Origin of the sequence: Pseudomonas sp. HMSC076A11, from assembly GCF_001810205.1 — a bacterium.
In the GTDB taxonomy this organism is placed as follows: Bacteria; Pseudomonadota; Gammaproteobacteria; order Pseudomonadales; family Pseudomonadaceae; genus Pseudomonas; species Pseudomonas aeruginosa.
Map to the genome: position 1 here is coordinate 276,073 of NZ_KV800287.1, position 20,461 is coordinate 296,533.

19 protein-coding genes and 1 pseudogene are annotated in these 20,461 nt (G+C 66.9%); 7 read left to right on the top strand and 13 right to left on the bottom strand.

The genetic code is table 11. The features are described from left to right. The 8 genes and pseudogenes from HMPREF2716_RS08970 to HMPREF2716_RS09005 form a co-directional block, all read right to left on the bottom strand. Positions 1-273: pseudogene (locus HMPREF2716_RS08970) on the bottom strand (C4-dicarboxylate ABC transporter); the annotation flags it as partial. 48 nt (positions 274-321) lie between these two features. Beyond that, positions 322-1,317 carry a TRAP transporter substrate-binding protein gene (locus HMPREF2716_RS08975; protein ID WP_003117123.1) on the bottom strand — a complete coding sequence of 332 codons (996 nt, stop codon included), beginning with the start codon at positions 1,315-1,317 and terminating at the stop codon, positions 322-324. A gap of 113 nt (positions 1,318-1,430) precedes the next feature. After that, positions 1,431-2,258 carry an HpcH/HpaI aldolase/citrate lyase family protein gene (locus tag HMPREF2716_RS08980; protein WP_003123245.1) on the bottom strand — a complete coding sequence of 276 codons (828 nt, stop codon included), beginning with the start codon at positions 2,256-2,258 and terminating at the stop codon, positions 1,431-1,433. Between the two features lie 10 nt (positions 2,259-2,268). Next, positions 2,269-3,471 (bottom strand): CaiB/BaiF CoA transferase family protein, encoded by a 1,203-nt coding sequence (locus HMPREF2716_RS08985; protein WP_003110264.1) that lies wholly within the window; start codon positions 3,469-3,471, stop codon positions 2,269-2,271. 55 nt (positions 3,472-3,526) lie between these two features. Further along, positions 3,527-4,879: an MmgE/PrpD family protein gene (locus tag HMPREF2716_RS08990; protein WP_003163174.1), complete on the bottom strand. Its 1,353-nt coding sequence runs from the start codon at positions 4,877-4,879 to the stop codon at positions 3,527-3,529. A 38-nt stretch (positions 4,880-4,917) separates the two neighbouring features. Continuing rightward, complete coding sequence (locus tag HMPREF2716_RS08995) at positions 4,918-5,298, bottom strand: VOC family protein (RefSeq protein ID WP_003085915.1); 381 nt, start codon at positions 5,296-5,298, stop codon at positions 4,918-4,920. 14 nt (positions 5,299-5,312) lie between these two features. Beyond that, complete coding sequence (locus HMPREF2716_RS09000; protein WP_003085913.1) at positions 5,313-6,473, bottom strand: acyl-CoA dehydrogenase family protein; 1,161 nt, start codon at positions 6,471-6,473, stop codon at positions 5,313-5,315. Positions 6,474-6,518: 45 nt separating this feature from the next. After that, entirely contained in the window at positions 6,519-7,346 is an 828-nt protein-coding gene (locus tag HMPREF2716_RS09005; RefSeq protein ID WP_003085910.1) for an HTD2 family dehydratase, read from the bottom strand. A 116-nt stretch (positions 7,347-7,462) separates the two neighbouring features. On the opposite strand from HMPREF2716_RS09005, the gene HMPREF2716_RS09010 reads away from it, so the two are divergent. Next, positions 7,463-8,359 (top strand): LysR family transcriptional regulator, encoded by an 897-nt coding sequence (locus tag HMPREF2716_RS09010; RefSeq protein ID WP_003085908.1) that lies wholly within the window; start codon positions 7,463-7,465, stop codon positions 8,357-8,359. Positions 8,360-8,492: 133 nt separating this feature from the next. On the opposite strand, the gene HMPREF2716_RS09015 is transcribed toward HMPREF2716_RS09010, so the two are convergent. Beyond that, complete coding sequence (locus tag HMPREF2716_RS09015; protein WP_003105984.1) at positions 8,493-9,437, bottom strand: LysR family transcriptional regulator; 945 nt, start codon at positions 9,435-9,437, stop codon at positions 8,493-8,495. A gap of 219 nt (positions 9,438-9,656) precedes the next feature. Here HMPREF2716_RS09015 and HMPREF2716_RS09020 point away from each other — a divergent pair, with 219 nt between their 5' ends. Together HMPREF2716_RS09020 and HMPREF2716_RS09025 are read left to right on the top strand one after the other, a co-directional pair. After that, positions 9,657-11,852 (top strand): FUSC family protein, encoded by a 2,196-nt coding sequence (locus HMPREF2716_RS09020; protein ID WP_003105982.1) that lies wholly within the window; start codon positions 9,657-9,659, stop codon positions 11,850-11,852. Between the two features lie 268 nt (positions 11,853-12,120). After that, a complete protein-coding gene (locus tag HMPREF2716_RS09025) occupies positions 12,121-12,387 on the top strand; it encodes a DUF2790 domain-containing protein (protein ID WP_003085904.1) in 267 nt (88 codons plus the stop codon). A gap of 217 nt (positions 12,388-12,604) precedes the next feature. Here the strand turns inward: HMPREF2716_RS09025 and HMPREF2716_RS09030 are convergent, their stop codons facing one another. Continuing rightward, on the bottom strand, positions 12,605-14,164 hold the full coding sequence (locus tag HMPREF2716_RS09030) for a sigma-54-dependent phenylalanine hydroxylase transcriptional regulator PhhR (protein WP_003105980.1): 1,560 nt from the start codon (positions 14,162-14,164) through the stop codon (positions 12,605-12,607). A gap of 283 nt (positions 14,165-14,447) precedes the next feature. Here HMPREF2716_RS09030 and phhA point away from each other — a divergent pair, with 283 nt between their 5' ends. From phhA to pbpG, 4 genes are all read left to right on the top strand, one after another. Beyond that, entirely contained in the window at positions 14,448-15,236 is a 789-nt protein-coding gene (gene phhA, locus HMPREF2716_RS09035) for a phenylalanine 4-monooxygenase (protein ID WP_003105977.1), read from the top strand. Positions 15,237-15,340: 104 nt separating this feature from the next. Continuing rightward, complete coding sequence (locus tag HMPREF2716_RS09040) at positions 15,341-15,697, top strand: 4a-hydroxytetrahydrobiopterin dehydratase (protein WP_003085898.1); 357 nt, start codon at positions 15,341-15,343, stop codon at positions 15,695-15,697. Beyond that, complete coding sequence (locus tag HMPREF2716_RS09045; protein WP_003110269.1) at positions 15,694-16,893, top strand: amino acid aminotransferase; 1,200 nt, start codon at positions 15,694-15,696, stop codon at positions 16,891-16,893. The genes HMPREF2716_RS09040 and HMPREF2716_RS09045 overlap by 4 nt, the downstream gene beginning before the upstream one ends. A 313-nt stretch (positions 16,894-17,206) precedes the next feature. Then, positions 17,207-18,139: a D-alanyl-D-alanine endopeptidase gene (gene pbpG, locus HMPREF2716_RS09050; protein WP_003114239.1), complete on the top strand. Its 933-nt coding sequence runs from the start codon at positions 17,207-17,209 to the stop codon at positions 18,137-18,139. Between the two features lie 22 nt (positions 18,140-18,161). Here the strand turns inward: pbpG and arfB are convergent, their stop codons facing one another. From arfB to HMPREF2716_RS09065, 3 genes are all read right to left on the bottom strand, one after another. Continuing rightward, positions 18,162-18,575 carry an alternative ribosome rescue aminoacyl-tRNA hydrolase ArfB gene (gene arfB, locus HMPREF2716_RS09055; protein WP_003105972.1) on the bottom strand — a complete coding sequence of 138 codons (414 nt, stop codon included), beginning with the start codon at positions 18,573-18,575 and terminating at the stop codon, positions 18,162-18,164. Positions 18,576-18,696: 121 nt separating this feature from the next. After that, the gene (locus tag HMPREF2716_RS09060; protein WP_003085889.1) at positions 18,697-19,080 is read right to left on the bottom strand and encodes a lysozyme inhibitor; all 384 of its coding nucleotides are present in this window, start codon (positions 19,078-19,080) and stop codon (positions 18,697-18,699) included. Positions 19,081-19,232: 152 nt separating this feature from the next. Beyond that, the coding region (locus HMPREF2716_RS09065) for an amino acid permease (protein WP_070621863.1) at positions 19,233-20,461 on the bottom strand (1,229 nt) is incomplete at its 5' end.

Genomic DNA, 20,461 nt, shown 5'->3' on the forward strand with positions numbered 1-20,461 from the left:
TACGCCGTAGGCGATGCCGAGGAAGATCAGCCAGCCGAACAGCGCCTTGGTCAGCGCGTTGCTCCAGGACATATCCTGGGCTACCCCGAGGATCGCGTCGCCCATCGAGTACAGCGGAGCCCGCAGTGTCGGCAGGCGGTCGCCGAGGTCGTAGAACAGGGTGAAGACGTTGGTCATCACCACATAGAGGAAGGTCACCAGCGTCATCGCCGCCAGCAGGAAGGCGATAGCGCCCTCCTCGAAGCGGTTCCAGACGCGCACGAGTCGATTCATCGCAGCGTTCTCCACAATGCCCCGCCCGGCCGGGCGGGGCCGGACGGGTCAATCGGGACGGTTGGAAGCTTCGGCGGCCTGGAGCAGATCGGCACCGACATTGCCGCGGAATTTCTGCCATACCGGCTGCATCGCCTGGCGCCAGTCGGCGCGCTGCCGCGGGCTCAGGGTATGGATCTCGCTGGCGCCACTGGCGAGGATGCGCTGGCGGGCGTCGCGGTTGAGGCGCTCGGCCTCGAGGTTCACCTGCACGGTGACCTCGTCCATGATCCGCTGCAGTTCTTCGCGGATGTCCGCCGGAAGGCCATTCCAGAACTTCGCGTTGGTGATCACCATGTAGTCCACCAAGCCGTGGTTGGACTCGGTGAAATACTTCTGTACCTCGTTGACCTTCTGGCTCTCGTAGTTCGACCAGGTGTTCTCGGTGCCATTCACCACGCCGGTCTGCAAGCCCTGGTAGACCTCGGCGAAGGACATCTTCCGGGAGATCGCGCGGAGCTGGCGGAACTGCTCGTTGAGCACGTCGGACGCCTGCACGCGGAATTTCAGCCCGCGCGCGTCTTCCGGCTCCAGCAACGGGCGATTGGCGGAGAGCTGCTTCATCCCGTTGTGCCAGTAGGCCAGGCCGAGGATGCCCTTGCCCTGCATGCTGGTCAGCAAGGCGCGCCCCTGCGGGCTGCGCTGGAAGCGGTCGACCGCCTGGATGTCGTCGAAGAGGAACGGCAGGTCGAAGATCTGCACCTTGCGCGTGTACTGCTCGAACTTGGCCAGGGACGGCGCCAGCATCTGCACGTCGCCCAGCAGCAGCGCCTCCATTTCCTTGCCGTCGCCGAACAGCGACGAGTTGGGATAGACGTCTACCTCGACCCGGCCGCCCAGGCGCTGTTCGACGAGTTTCTTGAACAGCAGCGCGCCCTGGCCTTTGGGCGTGTTTTCCGCGACCACGTGGGAGAACTTGATGACGATCGGCTGCGCGGCATTCGCCAGGCAGGAGCCACCGATCGCCAGGGCGCACAACAGCGCCCGCACCATCGTCTTGAACATTTCGTGACCTCAGATTGTTGTTGTGCTTTCGAGGTATCGACGAGCCTGACGCAGCCGGCGCGTTCGGAGAATTCGCCATTGCTCAAGCCCGCGTTCGCGTCTGTCGAACGCGTTCAGCCACCCTCCCCGGCCCGCTCCAGCAGGCGTCGCGCGCGCCCCAGCACCGGCGCGTCGACCATCTCGCCGTCGACCACGAAGACGCCGGCACCGGAGGCGCCGGCCTCTGCCACCCGACGCGCCCACTCCAGTTCCGCGGGACTCGGCATCAATGTCTGGTGGATCGGCTCGACCTGGCTCGGATGGATGCACAGCAACCCGCCGAAGCCCATGTCGCGAGCGAAGCGCACTGCCTCGACCAGTCCGGCACGGTTCTGGATCGCCGGATAGACGCCGTCCAGCGGCGGCGCCAGGCCTGCCAGGCGCGATTGCAGGAGCAGTGCGTAACGGGCGTGACCGAGAATCTGTTCGGCTGCGTTGCTGCCGCTGTTGAGATCGAGGTCCAGGGCCAGGTCGAGGCTGCCGAAGGACAGCCGCTCGACCCCCGCGGCGGCGGCGATCTCGCCTAGCGCGGCAAGGCCGCGGGCACTCTCGACGATGGGCCAGACCGGCTTGCCGCTGGCCACGGCGGCGTGGCGCACCTGGGCGGCGCTCTCCACTTTCGGCAGGAGCAGGCCGATCACTCCGGCGTGGTCGCGGCACAGCGCCAGGTCGTCGGCATGCCCGGGATGCTCCGCCGCGTTGATCCGCACCAGCACCCGGGCTTCCGGCGTATCGACGAGGAAACGCCGGAGATTGGCCCGCGCCTCGACCTTCAGCCCCTCCTCCACCGCATCCTCGAGGTCGACGATGACCCGGTCGGCGCCGCTGGCAAGGGCCTTGGGGATCCGCTCCGGGCGGGTCGCCGGGACGAACAGCGCGCTGCGCACGATCTGTCGGTTCATGTCCGCCTCCTCATACCGTTCCGGTCGCGCGCAGGCGCTGGATATCGGCCGCGGTACAGCCCAGTTCGGCAAGCAGCGCGTCGCTGTCGCCGCCCAGCGCCGGCACCGCATCCATGCGCGGAACGAAGGCGCTGCTGCTGGCCGGCGGCAACAACGCCGGCAGGCGCCCGGCCGGGCTGTCGATGGAGGTCCAGCGTTGCCGCGCCTGTAACTGCGGGTGCGCCCAGACCCCGGCCATGTCGTTGACGTGGGCGTTGGCGATCTGCGCCTGTTCCAGGCGCGCCACCACCTCGGCGGCCGGCAAGGCGGCGAAGGCTTCGACGATCAGCGCACGCAGCTCTTCGCGGTTGGCCGAGCGCTTGAAGTTCGCCGAGAAGCGTTCGTCGTCGGCCAGCTCCGGGCGGCGCAGGACCTTGTCGCAGAAGGCCCGCCACTCGCGCTCGTTCTGCAGGCCGAGCATCACTGTGCCGCCGTCGCCGGCGGGGAATGGCCCATAGGGGTAGATGGTCGAGTGCGAAGCGCCGGCGCGCGGCGGCGGCGGCGCGTCCTGGTAGGCGTAGTACATCGGGTAGCCCATCCACTCCACCAGGCTCTCCAGCATCGACACGTCGATGCGGCTGCCCTCGCCGGTGCGCTCGCGCAGCAGCAGGGCCGAAAGGATGCTGCTGTAGGCGTACATGCCGGCGGCGATATCGGCGATCGAACAGCCGGCCTTGGCCATCTCGTTCGGCCCGGCGCCGCCGGTCACCGAAAGGAAGCCGCCCTCACTCTGGATCAGCAGGTCGTAGGCCTTCTTCTTCTCGTAGGGACCGCCTTCGCCGTAGCCGGAGATATCGCAGACGATCAGTCGCGGGAAGCGCTCGCGCAACGCCTCGTAGGACAGGCCCAGGCGCGCGGCGGCGCCCGGCGCGAGGTTCTGCACCAGCACGTCGGCGCCGGCCAGCAGCTTCTCCAGCAACGGCAGCGCCTCGGCCTGCTTGAGGTCGAGGCTGAGGCTCTGCTTGGAACGATTGGTCCAGACGAAGTGCGACGACAGGCCGTTGACCCGCTCGTCGTAACCGCGGGCGAAATCGCCGACGCCGGGGCGTTCGATCTTGATCACCCGCGCGCCGAGATCGGCCAGTTGGCGGGTGCAGAAGGGCGCGGCGATGGCGTGCTCCAGGCTGACCACGGTGATGCCGTCAAGCGGGCGCGGCTGGTGGGATTGCGTCATGGGTCGGACTCCCTGCCCTCGTCCGTCGAAGACGAGGTGCGGCTGGTTCGGTTGATCAGATCAGGGGCGTTACGGAAGGCGCCTGACGCAGGCCCCAGGCGCGCTGGATAAGGATCTCCGCCTCGGCGCCGGTGGCCGCGCCGGAAAACGCCAGCAGGCGGCGGAACTTGTCGGCCAGCTCGTCGCGGCTGAGGGTATTGCCGGGATCGCCCTTGGGTTCGTCGATGGCGGCGGTATGGCGCCGCCCTTCGCGATCCAGTACTTCGACCCGCCCGAGCCAGCGCTGCGGATAGGCGGCGTCGACCTCCGGGTCCAGGCGCATCTCGACCCGCTCGCGGAACGCTGCGACCCGCGGGTCGCTCAGCGCATGCCGATGGAACTCGCCGAGGCCGGCCTTGCCGTACACGGCGATCAGGCCCAGCACGGTGCCCATGGAGAACTTCGCCTGGTGCACGGTCTGCGGCTCGACCACCCGGCCGAGCACGTCGATGGCGCCCTGGTGGACCCGCGCGGTGACCGCGGCGATCTGCGAGTGATCGAGCCCTTCGCGCTGCATCAGCGCCAGCAGCGCGTCGGCCGCGGGATGGGTATGGCGGCACGAGGCGTGGAACTTGAACGAGGTTTCCAGCAACGCCCAGCGGCTGCCGAGGCGATCCACCAGGCGCTCGGGGTCGGCGTCGCTGGACATCCCGGCGGCCATCCCCTGCTCGCCTTCGAGGATGTGTCGCGCGCCGCTCAGGCCGTCGGCGGTGAGATAGGCGGCGAGCAGCCCGTCGGCGGCGGCCTTGGCGGTATGCAACTGCTTGGAATCGGCGGCGTCGCGGAGGAACTCCCAGAGCCCGGCGGCCTGGGTTCCGGCGCTGCCGAACAGGTCGACGAAGCGCTCGCGGTCGAAGTCCATCAGCTTGCCCACCGCCACTGCCGCGGCGAGGGTGCCGACCGTGGCAGTGGTATGGAACACCCGGTAGTGGGAACGGCCGAGGAATTCGCCGATGCGGATGCCGGCCTCGTAGCCGGCCACCGCCGCGAGGATCAGCTCGGCGCCGCTGCGGCCGAGGTCCTGGGCCGCGGCCAGGGCAGCAGGGAAGACCACCGCCGCGGGGTGCAGCACCGAGCTGTTGTGCAGGTCGTCCTGCTCCACCACGTGGGAAGCCGCGCCGTTCACCAGGGCGGCGAAATACGGCGAGCTGCGCCGCCGGCTGGGCAGGATCTGCGCGCTACCATCGGCCGGGCCCATGCGTTCGGCGTAGCGCTCGAACAATGGGATCGGATGCTGGCCCTTGCCGGCCAGCGCCGAGCCGAGCCAGTCGAGGAACAATTCTTCCATCCGCGCCAACACCGCCGGCGGCAGGTCCTGGTAGCGCAGGCCGGCGAGAAAGCCGGCGAGTTGCTGGGTGTAGTCGGTCATGACCAACGCTCTCTTGTAGTTGTCCCGAGGCACACGGCCTACAGCGGGTTGCTCAGTTCGATCAGGTTCAGGTCGGGGTCGCGCAGGTACAGCGAGAGGATCGGCCCGCCGGCGCCGGTGCGCTGCACCGGGCCCTCGAGGATTTCCACGGCCTGCTGGCGCAGTTGCTCGGCCACCGCCTCGAGTGGCGTGGCGACGATGAAACAGAGGTCGGCGGACCCTGGCGTAGGTCGCTCGGCCTTGGGTTCGAATTCGCCCCCGGCCTGGTGCAGGTTGATCTTCTGCGCACCGAAGGCGAGGGCCTTGCGACCCGCGCCGAAGGTAACGGCGCGCATGCCCAGCACGCGGGTGTAGAAATCGATGCTGGCGTCGATGTCGCGGACGGTGAGCACCAGGTGGTCGAGACGGTCGATCTGCATGGGTGGCTCCCGCTTCAGAACGAGCGCGGCAGTTCGAGCAGGTGCTCGGCCACGTAGGACAGGATCAGGTTGGTGGAGATCGGCGCCACCTGGTACAGGCGGGTCTCGCGGAACTTGCGCTCGACGTCGTACTCGCAGGCGAAGCCGAAGCCGCCGTGGGTCTGCAGGCAGGCGTTGGCCGCCTCCCAGGAAGCTTTCGCCGCCAGGTACTTGGCCATGTTCGCGCTGGCCCCGGCGTTGAGCCCGGCGTCGTACTCCTGGCAGGCGCGCCAGCGCATCAGGTCGGCGGCCTCCACTTCGATGTGCGCCTCGGCGATGGGGAACTGCACGCCCTGGTTCTGCCCTATCGGCCGGCCGAAGACCACGCGGTCGCGGGCATAGTGGCTGGCCTTGTCGATGAACCAGCGGCCGTCGCCGATGCATTCGGCGGCGATCAGGGTGCGCTCGGCATTGAGGCCGTCGAGGATGTAGCGGAAGCCCTTGCCTTCCTCGCCGATCAGGCTATCGGCGGGGATCTCCAGGTTGTCGAAGAACAGCTCGTTGGTCTCGTGGTTGACCATGTTGGCGATCGGCTGCACGGTCAGGCCCTTGCCGATGGCCTCGCGCAGGTCGACGAGAAAGATCGACATGCCTTCGGACTTGCGCTTCACCTCGGCCAGCGGCGTGGTGCGCGCCAGCAGGATCATCAGGTCGGAGTGCTGGATCCGCGAGATCCACACCTTCTGCCCGTTGATCACATAGCGGTCGCCCTTGCGCACGGCGGTGGTCTTGATCTTGGTGGTATCGGTGCCGGTGGTCGGCTCGGTCACCCCCATCGATTGCAGGCGCAGCTCGCCGCTGGCCAGCTTCGGCAGGTAGAAGCGCTTCTGCGCCTCGCTGCCGTTACGCAGCAACGTGAACATGTTGTACATCTGCCCGTGCACGGTGCCGGAGTTGCCGCCGCAGCGGTTGACTTCCTCCAGGATCACCGAGGCCTCGGCCAGGCCCAGACCGGAACCGCCGTACTCCTCCGGGATCATCGCCGAGAGCCAGCCGGCGTCGGTCAGGGCCTTGACGAAGGCCTCGGGAAAACCGCGCTGCTCATCGATGCGGCGCCAGTAGGCGGCGTCGAATTCGGCGCAGAGGGCACGTACGCCCTCGCGGATCGCGTTCAGCTCTTCGCTGTTCGGATTCATCGGTGACTCCTCGATTCTTGTCGTTGGATGGGCGCTGGGGCCCTTTCAGTCGAATTCCACGTCGCCGCGCTGGGCCAGGCCGGCGCCATTGCCGACCCATACCTCGGCCTTGCCGGCAGCGAGCAGGCGGCCGCCGACCTCGAACGGTTCGGGACAGATCAGCGGGCGCAGGCCGCGATAGGCGAAGCGACGCAGGCGCGCCTGCGGATTGGCCCGGCAGAACGCGCGCAGGGCCAGGGTGGCGATCAGCGGACCGTGCACCACCAGGCCCGGATAGCCTTCGGCATCGGTGACATAGGGCCAGTCGTAGTGAATGCGGTGGCCGTTGAAAGTCACCGCCGAGTAGCGGAACAGCAACACCGGATCGGGCTCCAGCGCCTCGCGCCAGTCGCCCTCGGGCAAGGCCTCGGTACCGCCGAGCTTGGGCGGGGTCGGTTCGCGGTAGACGATGTCGTGCTCTTCGCTCAGCGCCAGTTGGCCGTCCTGGCGGTAGTCGTGGCGCAGGGTGACGAACAGCAGCGCGCCGCTGCGACCGTGCTTCTCCTCGACCCGGAGGATGGTCGAGGTGCGGCTGGCCTCGCCGCCGACCCGCAGCGGCTGGTGGAACTCCAGGCGCCCGCCGGCCCACATGCGGTTGCGATCGTCCGCCGGCGGCAGGAAACCGCCGCGCGCCGGGTGGCCGTCGACGCCGAGGCCGGCGGCCTCCACCGGGTCCTGGAAGAACGCCCAGTGCCAGAGCGGCGGCAGCGCTTCGCCGTGGGCCGGGGTCGGCTCGCCGAAGGTGGCGGCGATGCGCTTGACCAGGTTGCGGCTCAATTGATCGTGGGTTTCTTCCTGGCGACCGATCCAGGGGGCGAAAGCGGACTCACTCATGCGTGGCTTCCCATGACCTAGGGGGTGATGGGAGGAGAATGATAGGATGCTAGCGTTTTGAGAATTTGCAATTACGCAATGGCGCGTTCGGATTTGCCGAACGCCATGGAGTGCCCATGCATTTCGATCTCGCCGACCTGCGCCTGTTCATCCATATCGCCGAGTCGCCCAGCCTGACCCAGGGCGCGCGCCGCGCCTTCCTTTCCCCGGCCGCCGCCAGCGCGCGGGTCAAGGCGCTCGAAGGCCAGCTTGGCAGCCGCCTGCTGTATCGCGACAGCCGCGGCGTCGAACTGACCCCGGCGGGCCAGCGCCTGCTACAGCACGCGCGGCTGATCATGCGCCAGGTGGAATACCTGAAGAGCGAGTTCACCGAGTACGGCAGCGACGCCGCCGGGCATATCCGCATCTTCGCCAATACCACCGCGGTCACCGAATTCCTTCCGGAAATCCTCGCCGGCTTCCTCGCCGCTCGTCCCGGGGTCACCGTCGACCTGCAGGAACGCCTCAGCCGCGACATTGTCCGCGGCGTGCTGGACGGCTCCACCGACCTCGGCATCATTGCCGGGCCGGTGGCGGCCAGTGGCCTGCAGGTCCTGCATTTCAGCACCGACCGCCTGGTGATGGCGGTGCCCCAGGGCCATCCGCTGGCCGGACAGGCCAGGGTACGCCTGCGCGACACCCTGCAGTTCCAGCATATCGGCCTGCCCGAGGGCACCACCCTGCACGCCTTCCTGTACGAACGGGTGGAGCAGATGGGCGAGCAGCTATCGCTGCGCATCCAGGTCTCCAGCTTCGAGGCGATCTGCCGGATGATCGAGGGCGGCGTCGGCATCGGCGTGATCCCGCAGTCCGCCGCGCGCCGCCACAGCCGGACGATGAAGCTGGCGACCATCGAACTCGACGAGCCCTGGGCGATCCGCGAGCGCAGCCTGCTGGTACGCGACCTGGAAGCACTGCCGAGTTGCCTGCGGGCGTTGATCGAGGAGTTGCAGAGGGTGGGAGACAGCCTGTAGGGCGGATAACGCCCCTGGCGTTGTCCGCGGGGCTCCGGAGAATCGGCGGACAACCGCCAGGCGGTTATCCGCCCTACGACTCCCGACAAGCCGGGGTGCGATCGTCGCGAAGGGCGCCGCCCACCACTCCCGCTCAGTTCGCCAACCCACCGCTCTCCGCCAGGCTGTGCTCGTCCGCGGCGAGCATCGCCGGCATGTGCTCGCGGAGGAACTCGACCCAGGTGCGGATCTTCGCATCCAGGTACTGCCGCGAGGGGTAGAGGGCGTAGACGTTGAGATGGAACAGGCTATAGCGCGGCAACACCCGCACCAGGCTGCCGTCCTTCAGGCCGTTGACCGCCGCGTACACCGGCAGCGCGCCGATACCCATGCCGGAGACCACCGCCTCGGTCATGGCGTCGGCGGTGTTGACCTGGAAATGCGTCTGGTTGATGCAGGCCAGTTCCTGGCCGTCGGGACCGTCGAACAGCCAGCGGTCCAGCGACATCACCGAGTTCACCAGGCGCAGGCAACGGTGCGCGGACAGCTCCGCCGGCAGCTTGGGGAAGCCGTGCGCGGCAATGTAGCCCGGCGAGGCGCAGAGGATGCTGTAGGTCTGGCCGATGCACTTGGAGACGAAACCGGAGTCCGGCAGCTCGGGGGCGATCACCACGGAAATGTCGTAGCCCTCGTCGAGAATGTCGGTGATCCGGTTGGCCAGGGTCAGGTCGAAGCCAACCTCCGGGTAGGTCTCGCAATATTGCGAGATGGCCTTGATCAGGTAGTGCTGGCCGATGCCGGTCATCGCGTGGACCTTCAGCGTGCCCGACGGCCGCGCATGGGCGTCGCCCGCCTCGGCCTCGGCCTCCTCGATGTAGGCGAGTATCTGCTGGGCGCGCATCAGGTAGCGCTGCCCGGCTTCGGTCAGCGCGATGCGCCGGGTGGTGCGATGCAGCAGGCGGGTCTGCAGGTGGGCCTCCAGCTTGGCCACCGCACGGGAGACATAGGCGGTCGTCAGGTCCAGGCGCTGGGCGGCGGCAGTGAAACTGCCGGTCTCCGCGACGCTGACGAACGCGCGCATATTGAACAGGATATCCATCACGGCCCTCTAGGCTCTGACGCTTATGGCGCGTCTCTTTTCCACGCAACCCGGAGGACACCCCAAGGCGGCGCAGATTCTGTCACGAGTCAACCCACCTATTATTGCCTTTTGTGACAAAAATTTTTCACCTATCCGAGCTCTTATCCGCAAGCGCGGGCGCTCCTAGAATTCCCAGCCGTTTCGGCCTCCCCTCGCCGTCGTTCAGGATTCGCAGCAGTGCCCCGCGCCACCCGGAAAGGTCTCCCCCTGGTTCCACCGGCTCCCCTCGCGTTCTTTCCCAGCCCCGACGAATTGCGCCGCGCCCTGCTCGAATGGGCGCGTAGCGACGGCGTCGCCTGGGTCTTCGTGTTCAAGGCCCTGCTCACCGCCAGCCTCGCCCTGTGGCTGGCCTATCGCCTGGAGCTGCCGCAGCCGAGCACGGTGCTGGTGACGGTCTTCATCGTCATGCAGACGCAGAGCGGGCAGGTCCTGGCCAAGAGCTTCTACCGCATCGTCGGAACCCTGATCGGCCTCAGCGTGATGGTCACTCTGATCGCCCTGTTCGCCCAGGAGCGCGTGCTGTTCCTCGCCTGCCTGGCGCTCTGGGTCGGCCTGTGCACCGCCGGCGCCGCGCGCTACCGCGATTTCCGCGGCTACGCCTGCGTACTCGCCGGCTACACCGCGACCATGATCGGGATTCCAGCCACCGCGCACCCGGAAGGCGCCTTCATGGCGGCGCTGTGGCGGGTCCTGGAAATATCCCTGGGCATCCTCTGCACCGGTACCGTCAGCGCCATCTTCCTGCCGCAGACCAGCGGCGCCGCCCTGCGCAACACACTCTACGGGCGCTTCCGCGACTTCGCCGGGTTCGCCGCCGAAGGCCTGCAGGGCAGCCTCGACGGCGAGCGCTTCGGCGAGCTCAGCGCGCGCTTCGTCGCCCAGTCCGTGGGCCTGGAAAACCTGCGCAGCGCCACTACTTTCGAAGATCCGCACATGCGCCTGCGCAGCGGCCGGCTGATTCGCCTGAACAACGAATTCATGGTCATGACCAGTCGCTTCCACGGCCTCCACCGCCTGCTCGAACGCCTGCGCGGGCGCGGGGCGCAGAATGTCCTGGAGGTCCTGGCGCCCTGCCTGGCGGAGCTTGCCGGGCTGCTCGCGCCGATTCGCGAACGGACGCCCACCGACGCCGACGCCGCGCGCCTGGCCGAACGCATCGAGGCCTACAAGCCGGAACTGATGCAGAACATCCGCCAGGCCCGCCAGCGCCTGGTGGAGCAGCGCCCCGGCGAGAACGACCTGCTGGATTTCAACACCGCTGCCGAACTGGCCTTCCGTTTCACCGACGACCTGCACAACTACGCCCTGACCCACGCTTCCCTGGCCGAACACCACCATGCCCGCGAGCAATGGAAGGAAAGCTTCGTCGCCCGCGCCAACCCGGTCGCCGCGCTGGTCGCCGGAGCGCGCAGCGCGCTGATGATCGGCCTGCTCGGCACGTTCTGGATCCAGACCTCCTGGCCCCACGGCGGCACCTTCGCCCTCACCGCGGTACTGATCTCGGCGCTCTCCTCGACCTCGCCGAATCCCGGCCGGTTGTCGCTGCAACTCACCCTCGGGACCCTCGCCGGGGCCTGCACCGGGCTGTTCGTGCTGCTCTACCTGCTACCCCACGTGGACGGTTTCCCGATGCTGCTCTGCTGCCTGCTGCCGGTCTTCGCGGTCGGCGCCCTGCTGCTCTGGCGGCCGCAGTGGAACGGCTACGGCGTCGGCCTACTGGTGTGGTTCTGCTTCGCCTCGCTGCCGGCCAACATGGCGCGCTACGACGCCCTGGCCTTCTTCAACGAATACCTGGCACTACTCTTGTCGATGGTCCTCGCCACGGTCGCCGCCATGGTGATCCTGCCGCCGAACCGGCCGTGGATGTGGAAGCGCCTGGAGCACGACCTGCGCGAGCGGGTGGTGTTCGCCATCAGCGGCAAGAGCAAGGGCCTGGTCTCCGGTTTCGAAAGCGGCACCCGCGACCTGCTGAACCAGGCCTACACCTTCTCCGCCGGCCGCCCGGACGTGCAACGCCGGTTGCTGGGCTGGATGTTCCTGGTGCTGGAGGTCGGCCAGGCGATCATCGAGCTGCGCCTCGAACAGCAACGCCTGCCCCAGGAGCCCTGCTACGCCGAACGCACCGCCTGGCGCCGGGCGATCCGCCTGATGGGCCGGGCGCTGATCCGGCTGTTCCTGCAACCCGGGCCGAGCAACCGCCAGCGCGCCCTGCACGCGGTGAACCAGGCGATCATGGCGGTACGGGCGGCGCCGGAGCCGCGCGCACCGCAGTTCGATACCTCGCCGCTGCGACGGGTGCTCAGCTACCTGCACTTCATTCGCAGCGCCCTGCTCGACCCGCAATCGCCCCTGGGCCAGGAAAGAAACCCGTGAGCCGGTCGCAAAGCCGCGGCGCAGAAGGCCACAGGGATATTGTTACCGATCCGTACAAGGTTCTTGTCTTGACTGAGTCTATATGTCGCAGCCTATCCCAACTTACAATAAACCCAACAGCCGAAGTTAACTCCCGTTGAACTTCGACTCCGCAACTTGATTGCAGACTTACTTACCCAGCCTTGTTTATCGAGTTGCCCCGGTGACCTGTCCGCCTGTCTTCCGACGGCAGATCGTACCCACTCAGAAACTACTCAGGTAAATAGTAATGAAGGCTTTCGCCCTGATGGCCCTGTTCGCCTGCTCGCCGCTGGTGATGGCGGCTGGCGCCCAGGATCAACCTGCCAGCCAGCAGGAAAACGCTGTTGAAGAATATGCCTATGGCATGCAACTGGATGTGGCTCGCGTTATATCTTCAACCGACACTTCCAATGCCTGCGGCATCGTTCCCGCACGCATGACCTACGAAGATTCGAACGGCCAGAAACATACCGTCGAATATCAGGTCTGGGGCAACGGCTGCACTGGCGGCTAAACTCTGCTCGACCTCCGGGTCGACCTCCGAAGGATCGCGCCACGAGGGGCAGCTCGCCCATCCGGCGCGATCATTGTGTACTCGGCGACGACAATCCCGCCCCTCGGCGAACATCCTGGCCGTCTTCCCCACGCCTCATCGTGCTGCCGCCCTTTCACAAGGGCCGACGCCTCCACCGTTTCTTTCCCAGCCTGCAACAAACCGGCAAGCATGCCGCTCAGCCCTCGCCTTGCCCCACGCCATGCTGGCGCAGCTTGTTCGCCGCCGTGGTATGCGAAACGCCGAGGCGCTTGCCCAACTGGCGGCTGCTCGGATGTTCGCGGAACAGGCGCTCCAGCACCGCCTTCTCGAAGCGCCCGACGATGGCGTCGAGGTCTCCTTCCAGGGAAAAATCCCCCAGCGGCTGCGGCGCGCCGTAGTCCGGCAGGCGGATGTGCTCGGCCTTGACCGTTCCCCCTTCGCACAGCGAAACCGCCTGGAACAGCACGTTTTCCAATTGCCGCACGTTGCCCGGCCAGTGGTAGCGTTCGAGACGTTCCAGCGCCTGCGCGGAAAGCTTCGGCAGGCCGCAGCCGATCTGCCGGCTGGCCTGGTCGAGGAAATGCTCGGCGAGCGGCGCCAGGCCATCCAGGCACTCGCGCAGCGGCGGGATGTGCAGCGAGAGCACATTGAGACGGTGATAGAGGTCCTGGCGGAATTCGCCCTTGGCGCAGAGTTCGGACAGGTCTACCTGGGTGGCGCAGATCACCCGCACGTCCAGGTACACCTCCTCGTCGCTGCCGACCCGGCGGAAACAGCCGTCCTGCAGGAAGCGCAACAGCTTGGCCTGCAGGCGCGGGCTCATCTCGCCGACGCCGTCGAGGAACAGCGTGCCGCCGGCGGTAAGCTCCAGCAGGCCGAGCTTGCCCTCCGGGCGGGCGCCCTCGAAGGCTCCCGGACCATAGCCGAACAGCTCGGTCTCGGCCATGGATTCCGGCAGGCCGGCGCAGTTCAACGCCATGAACGGCGACTGCCCGCGCGGGCTGGCCAGGTGGCAGGCGCGCGCCAGCAGCTCCTTGCCGGTGCCGGTCTCGCCCTCGATCAGCAGCGGCGCGTCCAGCGGCGCCATGCGCCGCGCCTCGCGGACCACCGCGGCCATTACCCGCGAACTCTGGAAGATACTGTCGAAGCCACGCAGCTCCTGCTTGCGCACATGGTAGATGCGCTCGCCGACGCGATCCGCGCGATGCAGGGTCAGCACCGCTCCAGCCAGCGCCTCGCTCTCGTCGTGCTCGGATTGCAGCGGCGCGATGTCGGCGAGGAACACGTCGCCCTTCACCTTCACCCGCAGCCCGTTGATCCGCGCCTTGTTGGCGCGCACCAGTTCGGGCAGGTCGAGGTCCTCCACATAGCGCGACAGCGGAATCCCCGGCACCTCGTCGACGCGCACGCCGAGCAACTGCGCGGCGGCACGGTTGGCGGCGACGATCTGCCCGCCCATGTCCACCGAGAGCACCGGGAAGTCCAGGGCGGCGAGCAGCGCGTTGAGTTCCAGGTGCCGGCGCTCGCTGGGCATCAGGCCGACGCGCTTGACGCCGAAGACCCCCGGCACCGCCTCCAGCTTGGGCCGCAGCGACTGCAACTGGAGGTTGATCATGTTCGGACAGAGCAGGTAGATGGCGTTGCCCTGGTCGCCGCCGACTTCGCCGCGATTGACGTTGATGCCGTAGTCGACCAGCAGGTTGAGGATGTCGCGGAGGATGCCTACACGGTTCTGGCAGTGCACTTTGATACGCATGGCGTGGCCCGGTGTTGTCGTTCTGATGGGCTCGCGGCCGGTTTTTTAACTCCCGGCCGGAAATTTCCGTCAAGAATATGTGACAGTTAGACTCACCAGCAACAATGCCTGGCCCAATGAACAGGCGACCCAGGCCAATTCGTAAGGAAAACTTTACGAAAACGCCGATTCCTCCCCGTTGCCCGGTCCCTATCCGGGGCTGCACGGACCGTCCCGACGCGGTATCGATAAGGCAACGACAACAACAAAGACCCCGCGGCCACAAGCCGCTCATGGAGTCCGTATGAAAACGACGCAGTACGTGGCCCGCCAGCCCGACGACAACGGTTTCATCCACTATCCGGAAACCGAGCACCAGGTCTGGAATACCCTGATCACCCGGCAACTGAAGGTGATCGAAGGCCGCGCCTGTCAGGAATACCTCGACGGCATCGAACAGCTCGGCCTGCCCCACGACCGGATCCCCCAGCTCGACGAGATCAACAGGGTTCTCCAGGCCACCACCGGCTGGCGCGTGGCGCGGGTTCCGGCGCTGATTCCGTTCCAGACCTTCTTCGAACTGCTGGCCAGCCAGCAATTCCCCGTCGCCACCTTCATCCGCACCCCGGAAGAACTGGACTACCTGCAGGAGCCGGACATCTTCCACGAGATCTTCGGCCACTGCCCACTGCTGACCAACCCCTGGTTCGCCGAGTTCACCCATACCTACGGCAAGCTCGGCCTCAAGGCGAGCAAGGAGGAACGCGTGTTCCTCGCCCGCCTGTACTGGATGACCATCGAGTTCGGCCTGGTCGAGACCGACCAGGGCAAGCGCATCTACGGCGGCGGCATCCTCTCCTCGCCGAAGGAGACCGTCTACAGCCTCTCCGACGAGCCGCTGCACCAGGCCTTCAATCCGCTGGAGGCGATGCGCACGCCCTACCGCATCGACATCCTGCAACCGCTCTATTTCGTCCTGCCCGACCTCAAGCGCCTGTTCCAACTGGCCCAGGAAGACATCATGGCGCTGGTCCACGAGGCCATGCGCCTGGGCCTGCACGCGCCGCTGTTCCCGCCCAAGCAGGCGGCCTGACGAGAAACGCCGCCGCCGCGGCTGACCCCGCGGCGGCCTTGTACTATGGTGGACGGGCACGGCCCGTCCGCCGCTCCCACATGCGACAACCAAGGACTCCCACCATGACCGCACTCACCCAAGCCCATTGCGAAGCCTGCCGCGCAGACGCCCCGCACGTCAGCGACGAAGAACTGCCCGTGCTGCTGCGGCAGATCCCGGATTGGAACATCGAAGTCCGCGACGGCATCATGCAACTGGAGAAGGTCTACCTGTTCAAGAACTTCAAGCATGCCCTGGCCTTCACCAATGCCGTCGGCGAGATATCCGAGGCCGAAGGCCACCATCCGGGCCTGCTGACCGAGTGGGGCAAAGTCACCGTGACCTGGTGGAGCCACTCGATCAAGGGCCTGCACCGCAACGACTTCATCATGGCGGCGCGCACCGACGAGGTAGCGAAAACCGCCGAGGGGCGCAAATGAGTCATTTCGCCAAGGTCGCCCGCGTACCGGGCGACCCGATCCTGGGCCTGCTCGACGCCTACCGCAACGATCCGCGCGCGGACAAGCTGGACCTCGGCGTCGGTGTCTACAAGGATGCCCAGGGCCTGACCCCGATCCTGCGCTCGGTGAAACTCGCCGAGCAGCGCCTGGTCGAGCAGGAAACCACCAAGAGCTACGTCGGCGGCCACGGCGATGCGCTGTTCGCCGCGCGCCTGGCGGAACTGGCGCTCGGCGCCGCCTCGCCGCTGTTGCTGGAGCAACGCGCCGACGCCACCCAGACGCCCGGCGGCACCGGCGCCTTGCGCCTGGCCGGCGACTTCATCGCCCATTGCCTGCCCGGCCGCGGCATCTGGCTGAGCGACCCGACCTGGCCGATCCACGAGACCCTGTTCGCCGCCGCCGGCCTGAAGGTTTCCCACTACCCCTACGTCAGCGCCGACAACCGCCTGGATGTCGAGGCGATGCTTGCTGGCCTGGAGCGCATTCCCCAGGGAGACGTGGTGCTGCTGCATGCCTGCTGCCACAACCCGACCGGTTTCGACCTGAGCCACGACGACTGGCACAGGGTGCTCGACGTGGTACGTCGCCGCGAGCTGCTGCCGCTGATCGACTTCGCCTACCAGGGCTTCGGCGACGGTCTCGAGGAAGACGCCTGGGCGGTACGCCTGTTCGCCGGCGAACTGCCGGAGGTGCTGGTCACCAGTTCCTGCTCGAAGAACTTCGGCCTGTACCGCGACCGCGTCGGCGCGCTGATCGTCTGCGCGCAGAACGCCGAGAAGCTCACCGACGTGCGTAGCCAACTGGCCTTCCTCGCCCGCAACCTCTGGTCGACCCCGCCGGCGCATGGCGCCGAGGTGGTCGCGGCGATCCTCGGCGACAGCGAGTTGAAGGGACTCTGGCAGGAAGAGGTCGAAGGCATGCGCTCGCGCATCGCCAGCCTGCGCATCGGCCTGGTCGAAGCCCTGGCGCCGCACGGCCTGGCCGAGCGCTTCGCCCATGTCGGCGCGCAACGCGGGATGTTTTCCTATACCGGACTGAGCCCGCAGCAGGTCGCTCGGCTGCGCGACGAGCACGCCGTTTACCTGGTCTCCAGCGGCCGGGCCAACGTCGCCGGTCTCGACGCGCGCCGCCTCGACCGCCTGGCGCAAGCCATCGCCCAGGTCTGCGCGGACTGAACCCTCACGGTTACCCTGAGCCGGCTGTGATGGCCGGCTTTTTTTCGCCCCAGCGAATGCCGCGCACTCCCGCCGAGGCGGCGGATAACCGCGTTGCGGTTATTCGCCCTACCGCACCACGACCTTGTGGGCGTAGGGCGAATAACGCCACAGGCGTTATCCGCCGAACCTCTCTGAACCGGGCCAACCATAAGTCAGCACTTTCAAAGCCCTACGTGCTTTTCCTACAAAAGAGCATAAAATGCTCAATTATGGGCACCAGTTCACACTGCGCCCCACGGCCCCCACTTTCTCGTCTTAGTGAGCAACGCACGTGAGAAACCGTCTCCTGTCACTGGTCACCCTGTTCCTGTCCCTCAGCGTTGCCACCGCGGTATCCGCCTCCCCGCCGCCCAAGGCCGGGCTGCCGCTGCAACAGGAGCTGGCGTCGGGCAGCGCGCTGGTTACCGACCAGAACACCGGCAAGGTACTCTACTCGCGCAACCCCGACCTGGTGGTGCCGATCGCCTCAATCACCAAGCTGATGACCGCCATGGTCGTGCTCGACTCGAAACTGCCGCTGGACGAGGTACTGCCGATCGCCATCAGCGAGACCAGCGAAATGCGCGGGGTGTTTTCCCGGGTGCGGGTCGGCAGCCAGATCAGCCGCCGGGACATGCTCCTGCTCGCCCTGATGTCCTCGGAGAACCGCGCCGCCGCCAGCCTCGCGCAGAACTATCCGGGCGGCAAGAACGCCTTCGTCAAGGCGATGAACGCCAAGGCCCACGCCCTGGGAATGAAGAACACCCGCTACGTCGAGCCGACCGGGCTGTCGCTGCACAACGTCTCCACCGCTCGCGACCTCACCCGCCTGCTGGTGGCCAGCCGGCAATATCCGCTGCTCAGTCAGTGGAGCACCACTCCGGAGAAGACCGTGGCCTTCCGCCACCCCAACTACACCCTGGGCTTCCGCAACACCAACCACCTGATCAACAACAAGACCTGGAACATCCAGTTGACCAAGACCGGCTTCACCAACGAGGCAGGCCACTGCCTGGTGATGCGCACCACGATCAACCGCAGCCCGGTCAATCTGGTGGTGCTGGACGCCTTCGGCAAGTACACCCACTTCGCCGACGCCACGCGCCTGCGACGCTGGCTGGAAACCGGCCAGGTCACTGCGATCCCGGCCGCGGCCAAGGCCTATCGCCTGCAACGCGACCGCGAGCGCGGCCTCGGCCAGCCGGTGGCCCAGGCCGTACGCTGATCCGTCGCGAAGACCGGCCGGCTCAGAAATCCACCTTGCCGCGCCCGGCCTTCACCGCGCCGCGCTTGGCCTTGCCGTCCAGCCGGCGCTTCTGCGAGCCGCGCGTAGGCTTGGTCGGGCGCCGCGCCTTCTGCACCTTGGCCACGCTGCGGATCAACTCCGCCAGGCGCTCCAGGGCATCCTCGCGGTTCTGCTCCTGGGTCCGGTACTGCTGGGCCTTGATCACCACCACGCCGTCGCCGCTGATGCGCTGGTCGTTCAGTGCCAGCAGACGCTCCTTGTAGAACGGCGGCAACGACGAGGCCTGGATGTCGAAGCGCAGGTGCACCGCGCTGGAGACCTTGTTGACGTTCTGCCCGCCGGCGCCCTGGGCACGAATGGCATTCAGCTCGATCTCATGGTCGGGCAGGTGGACGGCATTGGAGATGATCAGCATGGGGCGGCACGGTGGACCAACGGGGCTGCCAGCATAACCCCTTTGCCGAGCGGAAAAGCAGGCCAAAAGAAACCCGGCCGCAGCCGGGTTCCTTCATTTCGGCTAAGGCGCCAGGTCGAACTCAACGCTCCTTGCAGGCGACCCCGTCGGTGGGCTCGCCGCCCTTCCAGTCGCCGTAGAGGGTGGCTTCCTCGCCCTTGGTCCACCAGATGTACTGGCCGGCGGCGTACTTGGCGCCGGAGGCGGAAATCACATTGCTGAAGACCAGCGTCGAGTTGTCGCTGACCGGCACCACGGCGAGGCTGTTGTCGCCCTTGTTCAGGTACTGCACGGTGAACTTGCGACCGTTCTCGCACTTGTAGTCGACGCTGCGGGTATCCAGCTTGGCATCCCCCGGCAGGGCCAGGTAATCGACCTGGGCGGTCTGCTTGTCGTCGTCGCTGCCGCCGCAGGCGACCAGGACCACGGGAACGGCAGCCAGAAGCAGCCAGAGCGCTTTTTTCATGGAAATCCCTCTAACGAGAAAAAATGGCGCTGCCACTGTAGGAATACGGCACCTGCCGCGTCAACGACAGGCGCCCCTAGAAAAAGTCTTGTGGGCCGCCGGGACACGCAAAGGAGCGCTCCCCTCTCCTCTGCGCGCCGGCGCCCCATCGATCACTCGGTGACCGGCTTCACCCGCAGGCCCGGCATCGGCCGCGGGGCTCCCTTGAGTCGGTAGCAGGCCCACATCACCAGCAGCCAGACCGGGATGGCATAGACCGAGACCTGGATGCCGGGGATCAGCAACATGACGCCGAGGATGAACACCACGAAGGCCATGCACAGGTAGTTGCCGTACGGATACCAGAACGCGCGGAAGTGCGTGCGGGTGCCCTGGCGGTCCATCTGCGCGCGGAACTTCAGGTGCGCCATGCTGATCATCGCCCAGTTGATCACCAGCGCCGCCACCACCAGCGACATCAGCAGCTCCAGCGCCTGGTGCGGGATCACATAGTTCACCACCACCGCGAGGAAGGTCACCAGCGCCGATACCACCAGGGCGCGTACCGGTACGCCGCGCTTGTCGACCCTGGCCAGCGCGCGCGGGGCATCGCCCTGCTCGGCCAGGCCGAGAAGCATGCGGCCGTTGCAATAGGTGCCGCTGTTGTACACCGACAGTGCGGCGGTGAGCACCACGAAGTTCAGCAGGTGCGCGGCGGTGCCGCTGCCGATCATCGAGAAGATCTGCACGAACGGGCTGCCGCTGTAGGCATCGCCGGAAGCGTTGAGGGTCTGCAGCAGGCTGTCCCAGGGCGTCAGCGAGAGCAGCACGACCAGGGCGCCGATGTAGAAGATCAGGATGCGATAGATCACCTGGTTGATCGCCTTCGGGATCACCGTCCTCGGCTTGTCCGCCTCGGCCGCGGTGAAGCCGAGCATTTCCAGGCCACCGAAGGAGAACATGATGATCGCCATGGCCATCACCAGTCCGCTCACTCCGTTGGGGAAGAAACCGCCGTGTGCCCAGAGGTTGCTCACCGAAGCCTGCGGACCGCCGCTGCCGCTGAACAGCAGGTAGCAGCCGAGCAGGATCATGCCGATGATCGCCACCACCTTGATGATCGCGAACCAGAACTCGGCTTCGCCGAAGGCCTTGACGTTGGCCAGGTTGATCGCGTTGACGACGACGAAGAACAACGCCGCCGTGGCCCAGGTCGGCACCTCCGGCCACCAGTAGTGGATGTACTTGCCGACCGCGGTCAGTTCCGACATCCCGACCAGGATGTACAGCACCCAGCAGTTCCAGCCGGAGAGGAAGCCGGCGAAGCCGCCCCAGTACTTGTGCGCGAAGTGGCTGAAGGAGCCGGCGACCGGCTCCTCGACGATCATCTCGCCGAGCTGGC